This window comes from Micromonospora sp. L32, from assembly GCF_052068055.1.
Lineage (GTDB): Bacteria > Actinomycetota > Actinomycetes > Mycobacteriales > Micromonosporaceae > Micromonospora > Micromonospora purpureochromogenes.
This window is the reverse complement of sequence record NZ_JBQHDD010000009.1, coordinates 34378-47791: the sequence shown is the minus strand read 5'-3', so window position 1 is coordinate 47791 and position 13414 is coordinate 34378. Positions and strand designations below refer to the sequence as shown.

General features: G+C 75.3%; 12 protein-coding genes. 6 read left to right on the top strand and 6 right to left on the bottom strand.

The window, feature by feature from the left end; all coding sequences use genetic code 11:
* Positions 1-55: 55 nt before the first annotated feature.
* The 4 genes from msrA to ACTMTB_RS23540 form a co-directional block, all read right to left on the bottom strand.
* Complete coding sequence (gene msrA / locus ACTMTB_RS23555) at positions 56-574, bottom strand: peptide-methionine (S)-S-oxide reductase MsrA (RefSeq protein ID WP_179804930.1); 519 nt, start codon at positions 572-574, stop codon at positions 56-58.
* A gap of 163 nt (positions 575-737) precedes the next feature.
* On the bottom strand, positions 738-992 hold the full coding sequence (locus tag ACTMTB_RS23550; RefSeq protein ID WP_357615639.1) for a hypothetical protein: 255 nt from the start codon (positions 990-992) through the stop codon (positions 738-740).
* A gap of 29 nt (positions 993-1021) precedes the next feature.
* Positions 1022-1342 (bottom strand): hypothetical protein, encoded by a 321-nt coding sequence (locus tag ACTMTB_RS23545; RefSeq protein ID WP_357615636.1) that lies wholly within the window; start codon positions 1340-1342, stop codon positions 1022-1024.
* Between the two features lie 51 nt (positions 1343-1393).
* Entirely contained in the window at positions 1394-4738 is a 3345-nt protein-coding gene (locus ACTMTB_RS23540; protein WP_441148408.1) for a BTAD domain-containing putative transcriptional regulator, read from the bottom strand.
* A gap of 167 nt (positions 4739-4905) precedes the next feature.
* On the opposite strand from ACTMTB_RS23540, the gene ACTMTB_RS23535 reads away from it, so the two are divergent.
* From ACTMTB_RS23535 to ACTMTB_RS23515, 5 genes are all read left to right on the top strand, one after another.
* The gene (locus ACTMTB_RS23535; RefSeq protein ID WP_441148407.1) at positions 4906-5784 is read left to right on the top strand and encodes an alpha/beta fold hydrolase; all 879 of its coding nucleotides are present in this window, start codon (positions 4906-4908) and stop codon (positions 5782-5784) included.
* Positions 5785-6060: 276 nt separating this feature from the next.
* Positions 6061-7212, top strand: coding sequence for a GTPase HflX (hflX, locus tag ACTMTB_RS23530; RefSeq protein WP_441148406.1), 1152 nt, complete (start codon positions 6061-6063; stop codon positions 7210-7212).
* Positions 7213-7345: 133 nt separating this feature from the next.
* On the top strand, positions 7346-7936 hold the full coding sequence (locus ACTMTB_RS23525; protein ID WP_441148405.1) for a hypothetical protein: 591 nt from the start codon (positions 7346-7348) through the stop codon (positions 7934-7936).
* Between the two features lie 54 nt (positions 7937-7990).
* Positions 7991-8248 carry a hypothetical protein gene (locus tag ACTMTB_RS23520; protein ID WP_334574364.1) on the top strand — a complete coding sequence of 86 codons (258 nt, stop codon included), beginning with the start codon at positions 7991-7993 and terminating at the stop codon, positions 8246-8248.
* Between the two features lie 98 nt (positions 8249-8346).
* Positions 8347-8910 (top strand): alpha-ketoglutarate-dependent dioxygenase AlkB, encoded by a 564-nt coding sequence (locus ACTMTB_RS23515; RefSeq protein WP_441148404.1) that lies wholly within the window; start codon positions 8347-8349, stop codon positions 8908-8910.
* Between the two features lie 79 nt (positions 8911-8989).
* On the opposite strand, the gene ACTMTB_RS23510 is transcribed toward ACTMTB_RS23515, so the two are convergent.
* On the bottom strand, positions 8990-9439 hold the full coding sequence (locus tag ACTMTB_RS23510; protein ID WP_211364408.1) for a VOC family protein: 450 nt from the start codon (positions 9437-9439) through the stop codon (positions 8990-8992).
* 399 nt (positions 9440-9838) lie between these two features.
* On the opposite strand from ACTMTB_RS23510, the gene ACTMTB_RS23505 reads away from it, so the two are divergent.
* Complete coding sequence (locus ACTMTB_RS23505; protein ID WP_441148403.1) at positions 9839-12883, top strand: ATP-binding protein; 3045 nt, start codon at positions 9839-9841, stop codon at positions 12881-12883.
* Between the two features lie 37 nt (positions 12884-12920).
* Here ACTMTB_RS23505 and ACTMTB_RS23500 read toward each other — a convergent pair whose 3' ends face one another.
* A complete protein-coding gene (locus ACTMTB_RS23500) occupies positions 12921-13400 on the bottom strand; it encodes a winged helix-turn-helix transcriptional regulator (protein ID WP_441148402.1) in 480 nt (159 codons plus the stop codon).
* Positions 13401-13414: the final 14 nt, after the last annotated feature.

Sequence of the window (13414 nt, the reverse complement as noted above, 5' to 3'; positions counted from 1 at the left end):
CCGCTGGTGGCCGCGCCCGTCGTTCGCCGGGCAGCCGCGCGAGCAGAGCGGGCCGCTACGCCGCCTTCTCCCCTCGACGGGGGAGCTTCCAGTCCGGCCGGACGAAGTGGCAGGTGTAGCCACCGGGATTACGCTCCAGGTAGTCCTGGTGTTCGGGCTCGGCCTCCCAGAACGGGCCGGCGGGGGTGACCTCGGTGACCACCTTGCCCGGCCACAGGCCGGAGGCGTCCACGTCGGCGATCGTGTCCTCCGCGACCTGCCGCTGCTGCTCGTCGGTGTAGAAGATGGCCGACCGGTAGCTGACTCCCACGTCGCCGCCCTGACGATTCTTCGTGGTCGGGTCGTGGACCTGGAAGAAGAACTCGAGAAGATCCCGGTAGGAGAGCTTCTCGGGGTCGTAGACGATCTCGATCGCCTCGGCATGGGTGCCGTGGTTGTAGTACGTGGCGTTCGGCACGTCCCCGCCGGTGTATCCGACCCTGGTGGCGAGCACGCCAGGGCGTTTCCGGATGAGATCCTGCATCCCCCAGAAGCAGCCGCCGGCCAGGATCGCCTTCTCCGTCGTCTCGCTCATCGCTCTGCCCTCCGGTGCGGGTGCTCGTGCTCGTACCTCGGGACCCGGTGCGTCCTGCTGGCGATCGTGGCCTTCCCGTTCCGGCTGCCACCATGCCGACCGACGAGAACCTGGCGGCCGGTACGGGGCGACCCGCGCCGCGCCGGGCGGGCTTTGGGCCGGATCAGCAGAACCAGCCGTCCTGGACCCAGCCGCGGCGGTTGATGTGCCCGTAGGCGAAGCCGTAGACGTAGCCGCCGCTGCGCGGGCCCTCGACGAGGAAGGTCTGGCCCCGGTAGAGGGTGCCCATCCAGGCGCCGTTGGGCTGGGTGCGGACGAACAGGTCGGCGGCGCAGACCGTCTCGCGCTGCCCGATCGTGCCGGTGTCGGCGTGCGCCGCGGCCGGTGCGGCGACGAGGGCGAGGGTTCCCGCGAGCACGGCCGCCACCGCGCGAGCGATGCGTCGGCTCACCATGAGTCGTACCCCCCGATGCACTCGATGCGCAGGTAGCCCCAGTCGTTGGGGCCGAAGTCGAAGGTCGCGGCCCAGCCGTTGTAGACCGGGTGCGCCCCGGGCGTGTGGCCGATCTTGTTGCCGTAGGGCAGGACCCGCTTCAGGCCGTAGGGGCCGCTGACCGAGTCGTAGTTGTCGTAGAAGCTGGCGCTCTGGCAGATGACCACGGCGTGCCGGGGCACCACCGGATCGGCCTGCGCCGGCACGGCGCCGAGCGTGGCCACCGCGGTGCCGATGGCCAGGACGGCGACTCCGTGCAGGATTCGTCGGGGCATACCCATCTCCCGTCACTGGGAAGATAATTGCCAGCCACGGTATCAAGAGCGTCAATATCTGTCGATGTCTGACCCATCGACGGTCACCGCTCGTCGGTGGGCTCGGGCGGCCACCTCCGCGGCCTTGCGGCGGTGGGCGGCGGCGTCGTCGGGACGGCCCAGCGCGGTGGCCAGGTCGGCGAGGTGGCCGGCCACCGGCCCGAGGGTGAGGACCCCGCTGCCCGCGCCGGCCAGCTCATCGGCGGCGGGCAGCAGCTCCGCGTACACGTACCGCATGGTGGTGCGGTCGTCGAGGGCGAGCGCGGCGCGGGCGGCGAGGCACAGCCGCGCCTCGCGGAGCAGGTCGTGCGGCGACTCCGGGAGGGCGCCCAGCGCCACGCCGGCCTCGTCCCGGCGGCCGGCGGCGAGCAGGACCAGCGGCCGGACCCAGGGCTCGTGCGGTCCCCAGTCCTCGCGCTGCCACCTGTCGGTGGGCCCGCGCATATCGGCCGGCCGGTCACCGGCGGCCGGTTCCGGCAGCCGCAGCGACAGCAGCGCGAGTGGGAGCAGCCCGTTCTCCATGCCGGTCATCCCGGCGGCGGGGAGGCTCGCATGGGCGGCCCGGTACGCAGCCTCGGCGGCGGCGACCTGCCCGCCGACGGCCAGGCGCAGCGCCGCGTACCAGCGGGTGAAGACGCCCACCAGCGGCAGCTCGTACCGGTCGGCGAGGCGGTCGGCGGCCGCGGCGTGGGCGTCGGCGGCGTCGAGATCGGCGAGCGCGCAGCGGGCCTGGAGCAGGACCAGGTGGCCGAGCACCTCGAAGGTCACCAGCTCGTGCTCGCGGGCCAGCTCGACCAGTTCCGCGCCGATGCGCGCCCGCTGCGGGGCCAGGCCGGCGCGGGCGAAGGCGTGCATGAAGCGGGCGTTGAGGGCGAACGCCAGCAGCGCCGGGTCGGCCAGGCGCCGGGCGATCGCCTCGGCCTCCACGGCGGCCCGGTGTCCCCGGTCCGTGGTGTCGCCGCGCAGCTCCAGCGCCAGCGTGCTCAACAGGCGGCTGCGATCCGCCGGCCGGTCCCCGCCGAGGGCGGCCAGGGTGCGCTCGGCGGCCTCGACGATGCGGTGGGAGAGGCGGTCGTCGTCGTTGCGTGTCCAGATCGCGGGCACCTCGAAGGCCGCGAGGACGTCCGCGGTCACCCGGGGATCGTCCAGCCGCTCGGCCGCGGTGAGCGCCGCGCCCCGGTGCCGGCGTGCCCGGTCCAGGTGCCCGGTGACGGCAAGCGCGCGGCCCAGCCCCATCAGCGCCCGCAGCCGGCCGTGCGGATCGTCGTCGGCGAGCTCGTGGGCGTCGAGCGCCTGCTGCCACAGCCGGGCGGCCAGGTGCGGCAGGGAGCGGCGTTCGGCCTGCTCGGCGGCGGCGGTGGCGTACCGGGCGGCGCGCGGCGCGGCCCCCCGCGTTCCGGCTCGGCAGAAGTGGTGGGCGAGAGCCGTGACGTCGTCGGGGTGCAGCCGTTCGAGGGCGGCACCGGCGGCGGCGTGCCAGCGGCTGCGGCGCGGCGCCGACAGGTCGCCGTACACCGTGTCCCGGACCAGGATGTGCGCGAACCGCAACCGCGCCGCCGGGCCCTGCTCGGTCAGGACGCCGGCGCGCACCGCGTCGTCCAGCGCGTCCAGGACGGCCGCCTCGTCGCCGGTCATCGCGGCCAGGAGGTCCGGGTCGACGTCGCGCCCGAGCACGGCCGCCTGCTGCAACACCGTGCGGGCGGGGCCGGGCAGCTGCGCCAGGCGGTGGCGGATGACGTCGCGGACCCCGGGTGGGACGGTCTCCAGCGCCGCCGGGCCCTCCGCGGCGAGCAGCCGGGCCAGCTCCCGGACGTAGAACGGGTTGCCGCCGCTGCGGCGGTGGATCAGGTCGACGCTCGGCGGGTCGAGGTCCCGGCCGGCGACCGCCCGGGCGAGTTCGCCGGTGGCGGGTGCGTCCAGACCGTCGAGGTAGACCCGGACCGGTTCGCTGCGGGCGAGGCGGGCCAGGGCGGCCGCCAGCTCGGGGCCGATCTCGGTGGACCGGAAGATGCCCACGACGAGGACGGGACCGGTGACCGGCTCCGGTTCCGCGAACAGCGCGGCCAGCAGGTCGAGGGTGTCCTCGTCGGCCCGGTGCAGGTCGTCGAGGACCAGCAGCACCGGTCCCCGGCCGGCCGCCGCGGTGAGCAGGTCGACGGCGGCCCGGTGCCGGCGGAACCGGGCCACCGCCGGCTCCTCCGTCGGGCCGACCGATGACGGGTCCGCGACGGCCAGCGCCCGGGTGATCTGGGTCCACGGCCAGGCCACCGGCGCGCCCTCGTACTCCGGGCTGCGTCCCCAGGCGGTGGCCCAGCCGGCGCCGGCCAGCCGCCGGATGAGCGCCTCGGCCAGTGCCGTCTTGCCCGCCCCCGCTCCGCCCGAGACCAGGGCGAGGGCCGGCCGGCGGTGCCGGGCCACCGCTGCGGCCGCGGCCCCCAGCAGCCCCTGCTCCTCGCGCCGGCCCACGAAGGTACGCGGCGCCTCCGCCGGCACCTCGCCGACGGTGGACGCCGCGGCCGGGACCTCGCCCGGCGACGGCCCGACGTCGGCCCTGCTCACCGGGGGCGCCGGGTCCAGGTGCGGCGCCTGGGCGAGGATGTCGGCCTCCAGTCGACGCAGCCCGGGGCCGGGGTCCAGGCCGAGCTCGGCCACCAGGGTCTCGCGGGCCCGGCGCAGCGCGGCCAGCGCCTCGCCCTGCCGACCGGACCGGTACAGGGCGGTGGCCCACAGCCGCCAGGCGTCCTCGCGCAGCGGCTGCGCGGCGGCGTGCTGTTCCAGCTCGACGGCGGCCTCGGCGGCCCGCCCCAGCGCCAGCAGCGCCTCGCCCCGGCGTTCCACCGCCAGCATCCGCAGCTCGTCGAGCCGGGTGACCTCGGCGCGCGCCCAGCCCTGGTCGGCGAACTCCGCGTACGCCGGGCCACGCCAGCAGGCGAGCGCGTCGGTCAGCCGGGCCAGCGCCGAGCCGGCGTCGCCGTCCCCGATCAGCCGGGCAGCCTCGGTGACCGCCGTCTCGAACCGCCACGCGTCCACCGCCTCGGGGTCGGCGCGCAACGCGTAGCCGGGGGGCGCGGTCACCAGCAGCCGGGCCGGCTGGCGGGGCGCCCGTTCCGGCTCCAGGGCCCGGCGCAGATCGGCGACGAAGGTTCGGACCGCCGCCACCGCCTGGTCCGGTGGCGTCTCCCAGAGGTCACCGACGAGCCGGTCCACCGACACCACCTGGCCTCTTGCGACCAGCAGGCGGGCCAGCACGGCCCGATGACGCGGACCCCGCAGCGGTACGGGCCCGGCCGCGCCGATCGCCTGCACGGGCCCCAGCACGCCGAAGGTCACCGCCGGTGCCCCCGCCCGCCGACTCATGGCACCCACTCTAGGCACCGCCGAGCCGGGCACCGGTCGGCGGCCGGGCACTCATCCGCTGCTGATCCGCTGCTCATCGCCGCCGGTCAGGCTCGATCCCGACGACCGGTCACGGGGCGCCGCTCCCGGCCGGTCGACGGACACCCGAACGAGCAGGAAGGTTCCCGGTGAACCCCAGGATCAACGGATTCGATCATCAGCGCGTCACCGTCGCCGACGGCGTGGCCCTGCACGCCGCGGTCGGCGGCTCGGGCAGCCCGATCGTGCTGCTGCACGGCTTCCCGCAGACCCACCTCATGTGGCGGCACGTCGCCGCCGACCTCGCCGCCGACCACACCGTCATCTGCCCCGACCTGCGCGGCTACGGCGCCAGCGACAAGCCCGCGGCGACCGCCCCGGAGGTGTACGCCAAGCGGACCATGGCCGACGACATCGTCGCGCTCGCCCGCGCCCTGGGCCACGACCGCTTCGCCCTGGCCGGCCACGACCGCGGCGCCCTGGTCGCCGTGCGGGCCGGCCTCGACCACCCGGAGGCGGTCACCCACCTGGCCGCGCTCGACGTCCTGCCGACCCTGGACATGTGGGACGTCCTGCGCGGCACCTCCGCCGCCGTCGGCTTCCACCTGTACCTGATGGCCCAGCCGCCCGGCCTGCCCGAGCAGCTCATCGCCGCCAGCCCCGACGCCTTCTTCGGCCACTTCCTCGACATCTGGACCCGGGACCCCGACGCCATCCCCGCCGAGGTCCGGGCGGCCTACCTGACGGCGTCCCGGGCGGCCGTCCCGTCCATCGTCGCCGACTACCGCGCGTCCGCCGGCATCGACGTGGAGCACGACACCGCCGACCGCGCCGCCGCCCGGCAGCTGCGCATGCCGGTGAGCGTCCTGCAGCAGGACTGGGGCGCCGCGCTGGGCTTCGACGCCGCCGGCCGGTGGCGCGCCTGGGCGCCGGACCTGCAGCACCGCACCGTCTCCTGCGGGCACTTCATGGCCGAGGAGGCACCGGCCGAGGTCGTCAAGGCCCTCCGGGCGCTGCTGACCCGATGACCAGCGCGGGCTCCGGGCGCGTGGCCCCGCCCGGAGCCCGCCGGCGTCCCCGGGCCGATTCGGTCCGGGCTGCTCGCGTGCCGGGCCGATTCGTCCCCGGCCCTCCGCGTCCTGGGCCGCTCGCTCACCTGCGGGTGCGACCGGATGTCCTGGCCTGGGCGGATTCGGACCTTGATGCGACCTGACGGCCGGGGTGGACGTGGCGTCGGCGGCATGGTCGGCGGCGGCCAGGGTAGGCCGCAGTCCGGGGAGAGGCGAGGCGAGGTGAGGTGGACGATGGCGGGTACCTGGTTGCTCGGTGCGGGAGCCGAGACCTCCCGGCAACGGCCGACGGCGGTGCTGGTCGCGGTGCGCGAGGACGACGGCGCGGGCGGCAACGGCCCCGGCAGTGAGGTGTCCCTGGAGGAGCTGCGACGGCTCGCCGACACCGACGGCCTCAACGTCGCCGACGCGGTGGTGCAGCACCGCCCGAAGCCGGATCCGGCCACCTTCCTGGGCTCCGGCAAGGTCGACGAGCTGGCCGCCGCCACCGAACGCGCCGGTGCCGAGCTGGTCATCGCCGACGGTGAGCTGAGCCCCGGCCAGGTGCGGAACCTGGAGGAACGGGTCGGCGTACGGGTGGTGGACCGCACCGCGCTGATCCTGGACATCTTCGCCGAGCACGCCCGCACCAGCGAGGGGCGGGTGCAGGTGGAGCTGGCGCAGATCGCGTACCAGTTGCCCCGGCTGCGCGGCGACGGCCGGTCGATGTCCCGCGTCGGTGGCGGCCGGGTCGCCGGCGGCGCCGGCATCGGTGTGCGTGGACCGGGTGAGATGCGGCTGGAGACCCAGCGTCGGACGCTGCGCCAGCGGGCCACCCGGCTGCGGCGCAACGCCGGCGAGCTGGCCCGGCGGCGGGAACGCACCCGGGGCCGGCGGGCCCGCAACCAGATCCCCTCGGTCTCGATCACCGGCTACACCAACGCCGGGAAGTCCGCGCTGCTCAACCGCCTGACCGGTGCGGACGCCCAGGTGCAGGACGTCCTCTTCGCCACCCTCGACCCGACGGTGCGGCGGATCAGCACCGGCCAGCTGACCTACACCGTCACCGACACCGTGGGTTTCGTCCGGCACCTGCCGCACCAACTGGTCGACGCGTTCCGCTCGACCTTGGACGAGGTCACCCGCAGCGACCTGGCGATGCACGTGGTGGACGCGTCCGCGCCCGACGCGTTCGGCCAGATCACCACGGTGCACGGCGTGCTGCACGAGATCGGCGCGGGCCAGGTGCCGGAACTGCTGGTGCTCAACAAGATCGACATTGCGCCGCCGGAGTGGGTCGACGCGCTGTGCCGCGCGTACCCGGACGCGGTGCCGGTGTCCGCGCTGACCGGCGCCGGCATCGACGAACTGCGCCGGACGCTGGCCCGCCGCCTGACCGGGCGCTGACCGCTCGACGACAGCCCCGCGTGGGGTGAGCTGTCCCGGAGGTCGGTGGTCGGGGAACACGGCGTGGCGACCCCGGCGAAAGTGCTTCAATCGGGACGAAGGGCAACGTGCCCGCTGAGCGGAGGAGTGCGGGATGCAGATGACCGCGACCGACAACCATGCCGTCGCCCAGGCCGTCCACGACGTCGGCTCCGCGCTGTGGTTCGGCGGCACCGTCATGGGCGTCGCCGGCGTCAACAAGTCCGGCAGCGATTTGCAGCAGGGCATCGACCGGATCCGGGTCGCCGAGTCCGCCTGGAACCGGTTCAGCCCGGTGCAGTGGCTCGGCATCGGCGCGACCCTGCTCGCCGGGTTGCGGCTGACCCAGGTCGGCGGACGCCGCATCGCGTTGCAGAAGGGGTTCGGCACGGTGGGCGCGTTGAAGGCGGGGATCACCGTCGCCGGTGCCGTGGCCACCGCCTACTCGGCCTACTGCGGCAACCGGATCGGTCAGCTGGCCGAGGCGGCGCACCAGCGGGGCGACCGCCTCGAGGTGCACGACGCCACGGTGCCGGCCGCGGGGACGCCGGCGGAGATCGCGACGTGGCAGCGGCGCCAGCGCCTGGCGCAGTTCGCCGTGCCGGCGCTGGCCGGCGCGAACATCGTCTGCGGCTCGTACCTCGTGCAGTCGTACCGGCTGGGCGCCACCGGGAAGGGTGTCCTCCGGCGGCTGTTGCCGGACTGACCCGCCGTACGAGGCCGGCCCCGCGAGGGGCCGGCGGGGGAGAGGAGCGTCGGCATGACCGATGGACCGTTCGACGTGCCGCCGGAGGCCGACGCGCTCGAGCAGCGCCAGCCGCTGCTCGACGAGGGGCAGCCCGACGAGCCGCCGGAACCGCAACCGGACGCCACCGAGGCCGACCTGGCCGAGCAGGGCGCCTCGGTGCCGGGGGAGCATGCGCTGCCGTCGACGTCCCTGCCGGAGGACGCCACCGCCGCGGACGCCCTGGAGCAGCGCCAGGTGGTCGGGCCGGGCGACGAGGACCGCCGGGACTGACCCGGCCGGCACCACAGGCCCGGGGCGCGGCCAACGAGCCCTAAGCGAGATCCGTCATGGCCCGGCAGCGCGTCCGTCTCATCGCTACCGTCGATCTGATGGGACGGATGCGCGGCGTCCAGGAGCGACCGGCGGGGCTGACGTATCAGCCTGAGCTGGTCAGCCCCGACGAGGAACGCGCGCTGCTGACCGTCCTCGGGGCGATGGACTACCGCGAGATCCGGATGCACGGCCAGGTCGCCCGGCGCACAGTCCGGCACTTCGGTGTCGACTACGACTACGGGTCGTTCCAGCTCACCGAAACCGAGGCGCTGCCGGTGGAGCTGCACGAGGTCCGCCGGCGCTGCGCCGACCTCGCCGGCGTCGCGGTGGCCAGCTTCGCGCAGGCCCTGGTCACTCGCTATCCGCCCGGCGCGGTGATCGGCTGGCACCGGGACGCCCCCGCGTTCGGCCCGACCGTGGCCGGTGTGTCGCTGGGCGCCGCCTGCCAGTTGCGTTTCCGGCGGGACACCGCGGGACAGCGCCGGGTGTACGAGGTGGAGCTGGCGCCCCGTTCGGCGTACGTGCTGGCCGGCGCCGCCCGGTCGACCTGGCAGCACAGCATTCCACCGGTCCCGGAGCTGCGGTATTCCATCACCTTCCGCCAACTCCGCCGGCCCTGACCCGCGGCGACCCGCCCGCCCCGGCACGCGGACGGGCCGCGACGGTGGCGGGCCGGAGACCCTCCCGCCGCGACGCCCGTCAGACGACGCAGAACTCGTTGCCCTCGGGATCGCCCAGGACCACGGCGTAGTAGTCCATCGCCGGCTCGTCCATCGTCCGCAGGATCGTGGCCCCCGCCCGGACGACCCGGTCGACCACCGCGTCGACCCGCTCGGTGCGCAGCTTCAGGTCGACCGTGCGGCCGCCGCCGACCTTGAGATCGAGGTGCACCCGGTTCTTGGTCACCTTGGGCTCGGGCACCTGCTGGAACCAGATGCGTGGCCCTCGGCCGGTCGGGTCGACGACCGACTCAGGGGTGTCGCCGGCCCCCTCGGGCAGCTCCTCCGCCGGCACGCCCGTCGCCGCCCAGTAGTCCCGCCAGGTGCGGTGGCCGCCCGGCGGTGGCTCCGGCACGTAGCCCAGCGCCTCGGCCCAGAAGGCCACCATCCGGCGGGGGTCGGCGCAGTCGATCGTCACCTGCAGTGTCATCTCCACCGCGGGAGCATCGCAGCCGGGTACGACAGGGGCCGCCGTGCCCCGAGGACGTGGCTTTCGTCACTCGGTCACCCGGACCGCGCCCGCGTCCCCGAGCCGCCGTCGCGACACCGGGTCGCCCGCTCGCCGGGGACCCGGGGCGGCGGTAACCTGGGGCCTTGCTCCGGCTCGGGGGGTCGTTTCCCCTGCTCGCGCGGTGGCAGCAGGGTCGGGCGATCGAGGGGGCACGGGTGCCGGAGCGGGGCGGCTGGGGGTCGGTGGCGAACGGCCGGGCGGCGCGCCGTCCGAACTCGGGCGCCGCACTGCGACCGGGCGCGCGATCCTCGTCCCGGGCACCGAGGTTCGGCGGGCCCGGCGACGGGGTACGGGCACCGCGATGAGGTGTATTCGAACGTGACCAGCCCCACCGAGGAGCTGTTCGGCAGCGGCAGCGCCACCGGGCGGTTGATGGCCCGGCTCGACTGGGCGGCCACCCCGCTCGGCCCCGTCCAGTCCTGGCCGCAGAGCCTGCGCGCCGCCGTGCGGATCGTCCTGTCCTCCCGGTACCCGATGCTGCTGCTCTGGGGCGAGCAGTTCACCCAGCTGTACAACGACGCCTACTCGGCCCTGATCGGCGACAAGCATCCGGGTGCGCTCGGGGACGACGTCCGGACCACCCTGGCCGAGGGCTGGGACGTGCTCGCGCCGCTGATCGCCGATGCGATGGCGACGGGCGTGGCCAGCTGGGTGCCCGCCCTCCAGCTGCTCCTCGACCGGTCCGGCTACCGGGAGGAGGCCTACTTCAGCGTCTCCCACGCCCCGGCCCGTGACGACGACGGCCGTACCGTCGGCGTGTTCACGGTGTGCAGCGAGGTCACCGAGCAGGTGGTCGGGGAACGGCGGCTGGGACTGCTGCGAGACCTCTCGGTGCGCGGCGACGGGCGCACCGTGGACGTCGCCAGCACCTGCGCCCGGCTGGTCGAGGCGATCGGCGGGCACCGGTTGGACGTACCGTTCGCCGCGATCTACCTGCGGGAGGGTACGGCGCTGCACCGGGTGGCCTGCACCGGTGACGGTCCGGTGGCGGCGGTGCTGCCCGACGTCGTGGTCGACGGCGACCCGGCCTGGGGACTGTGGGCCGCCGGCGGGGGAGCGATCACCGAGGTCCACGGGGTCGCCCAGCGGATGACGCTGCCGGCCGGGGCGTTCGACGAGCCGGCGGCCACCGCCGTGGCGTTGCCACTGCCCTCCGCGGAGGCCGATCAGCCCCTCGGGGTGCTGGTGGCCGGGGTGAGCCCCAGCCGCGCCCTGGACGAGGCGTACCGGTCGTTCTTCCACCTGCTGGCGCAGCAGGTGGCCGTCGCGGTGCGCAACGCGCGGGCGTACGAGGAGGAACGTCGCCGGGCCGAGGCCCTGGCCGAGCTCGATCGCGTCAAGACCAACTTCTTCACCAACGTCAGCCACGAGTTCCGTACGCCGCTGACGCTGATGCTCGGCCCGTTGACCGACGCCCTCGCCGACGAGCGGCACCCGCTGCCACCGGAACAGCGGGAACGGGTGGACACCGCCCGGCGCAACGCCGCCCGGCTGCTCACCCTCGTCAACAGCCTGCTGACCTTCTCCAGCCTGGAGGCCGGGCGCGCCCGCAGCCGGGCGCGGCAGGTGGACCTGCCGGAGCTGACCGCCCAGCTGGCCGGCGTGTTCCGCTCGGCGGTGGAACGCGCCGGGCTGCGCCTGGAGGTGGACTGCCCGCCGCTGCCCCGGCCGGTGGCGCTCGACCCGGCCAACTGGGAGTGCATCGTCACCAACCTGCTGTCCAACGCGCTGAAGCACACGTTCGTGGGGCGGATCAGCGTCGGGCTGCACGCCCACCCCGCGGAGCTGCGGCTGACCGTCGCCGACACCGGCATCGGCATCGCCGAGGAGGAGATGCCCCGGCTCTTCGAGCGCTTCCACCGGGTGGACGGGGCCCGCTCCCGCAGCCACGAGGGCACCGGCATCGGGCTGGCCCTGGTCGGCGAGCTGGCCCGGCTCGAGGGCGGCGACGTACGGGTGGACAGCCAGGTCGGGCGCGGCAGCACCTTCACCGTCGCGCTGCCCTGGTCGGCGCTGCACCGCGGCACGGACGACACCGTGGCGGCGAGCGACCTCGGTGACACGGCCCGCGCCGCGGCGCAGGAGGCGAGCGGATGGCTGGTCGACCCCGTCCGGCCCGAGCCGGCCGAGGAGGGGTCGCCCGGGACGCTGCCCGACGACGGGCCGGGCGTGCGGATCCTGGTGGCCGACGACAACGCTGACATGCGCGCGTACCTGGCCCGGTTGCTGACCGCGCAGGGCTGGCGGGTGGACACGGTCGGCGACGGTCGGCAGGCCCTCGACGCGATCCGGCGGGACCCACCGGACCTGGTGCTGACCGACGTGATGATGCCCGAGGTCGACGGCTTCGCCCTGGTGCGCACCCTGCGGGGACAGCCGGACACCCGGGCGCTGCCGGTGGTGGTGCTCTCCGCCCGCGCCGGCGCGGACGCCGCCGTCGAGGGCCTCGACCTCGGCGCTGACGACTACGTGGTCAAGCCCTTCACCGCGGCCGACCTCGTCGCCCGGGTACGGGCCACCCTCGAGGGTGCGCGACGGCGCCAGCGGGCACCGGACGCCGAGGACGACCGTCCGGAACCGCCGCGGTCGACCCGTCCCGCCGGTGCGGCCCCGACCCCTGCTCCACCGCCTACCGGCCCGGTCGGAGGCTCCGCCGCCGGGGCCACGGACTCCACGCGGTCGTTGACCGGTACCGCCGAGGCGGCCCTCGCCGGGGCGGCCACGGACTCCACGCCATCGTTGACCGATACCGCCCAGGCAGCCCCCGCCGGGGCGACCGTGGACCCCACGCCGTCGTTGACCGGTACCGCCGAGGCGGCCTCCGATCCTGCGCCCGCGGCGGCCAGGACGATGGACGCGGCCTCGCCCGAGGTGGCCCCGGCCGTCCCCGGCCATCCGGTGGCGGGCCCCCGGCGGGCCGCCGCCCCCGCCGGAATGCCGACCACCGTGCGGGTTGCGCACGGCCACGAGACGGCGTCCGGGGTGGACACCGGATGGAGCTACCCCTCGGAGGCCATCTCCGCCTCGGCGATGCGGCGGGACGTGCGGAGCTCGCTGGAGGCGCTGCACGTGCACCCCGATGTCGTGCAGGACCTCCTGGTGGCCGCGTCCGAGGCGTTCAACAACGCCGTCGAGCACGCGCAGCAGCCGTCCCGACCCGAGGTGCGGGTCCGCCTCCAGGTCGGCGCCGGCACCGCCCGGCTCACCGTCCGCGACTTCGGCAGCTGGCGGGACCGGCGGTCGGCGATGGACCGCGGCCGCGGCGCCACCCTGATGAACGCCTTCGGCGACGTGCGGCTGATGTCGACCGCCTCCGGCACGACGGTGACCATCGAGCGTCGCCTCACCGACGACCAGGGCTGACCGGCTGCGCACCCGCCGCCGGTCTGGTACCGGGCGTCTAGTCCCGGGCGATCAGGCCCGGCCCGGCGAGCAGGGCGATGTCGCCGTGGTCGACCTCGTGACCCTGCTCGCAGCGGAGCACGGCGCGGACCCGGCAACCGCAGTCACGGTGGGTGGCCAGCACCGGCGGGCCGGTTTCGTCGGCTGCCCAGGTGTCCCCCCACTGCCGGAGCGCGGTGATCACCGGCAGCAGCTCGCGCCCCTTGGGGGTGAGCTGGTACTCGTACCGGGTGCGCTGCCCCTGCTCGCGGTAGGGCGTCCGTTCCAGCAGACCGGCGCCGACCAGTTCCCGTAGGCGGGCGGCCATCGCCGGCTCGCCGATGCCCACCCGGCGGACGAAGTCGTCGAATCGGCGCGTGCCGAGGAACGCGTCCCGCATGATCAGCATCGCCGACCTGCTGCCCACGATGTCCATGGCCCGCGCGATCGAGCAGTTCGTCATCGACCACGCCTCCCGATCGTCCCGCAGATCCTGCACGACCCCAGCGTACG

Bases quoted from the DNA above. Each gene is read 5' to 3' on its own strand.
- ACTMTB_RS23525 (WP_441148405.1), top strand. From the start codon at position 7,346: ATGCAGATGACCGCGACCGACAACCATGCCGTCGCCCAGGCCGTCCAC.
- msrA (WP_179804930.1), bottom strand. From the start codon at position 574: ATGAGCGAGACGACGGAGAAGGCGATCCTGGCCGGCGGCTGCTTCTGG.
- ACTMTB_RS23520 (WP_334574364.1), top strand. From the start codon at position 7,991: ATGACCGATGGACCGTTCGACGTGCCGCCGGAGGCCGACGCGCTCGAG.
- ACTMTB_RS23515 (WP_441148404.1), top strand. From the start codon at position 8,347: ATGGGACGGATGCGCGGCGTCCAGGAGCGACCGGCGGGGCTGACGTAT.
- hflX (WP_441148406.1), top strand. From the start codon at position 6,061: ATGGCGGGTACCTGGTTGCTCGGTGCGGGAGCCGAGACCTCCCGGCAA.
- ACTMTB_RS23540 (WP_441148408.1), bottom strand. From the start codon at position 4,738: ATGAGTCGGCGGGCGGGGGCACCGGCGGTGACCTTCGGCGTGCTGGGG.
- ACTMTB_RS23545 (WP_357615636.1), bottom strand. From the start codon at position 1,342: ATGCCCCGACGAATCCTGCACGGAGTCGCCGTCCTGGCCATCGGCACC.
- ACTMTB_RS23510 (WP_211364408.1), bottom strand. From the start codon at position 9,439: ATGACACTGCAGGTGACGATCGACTGCGCCGACCCCCGCCGGATGGTG.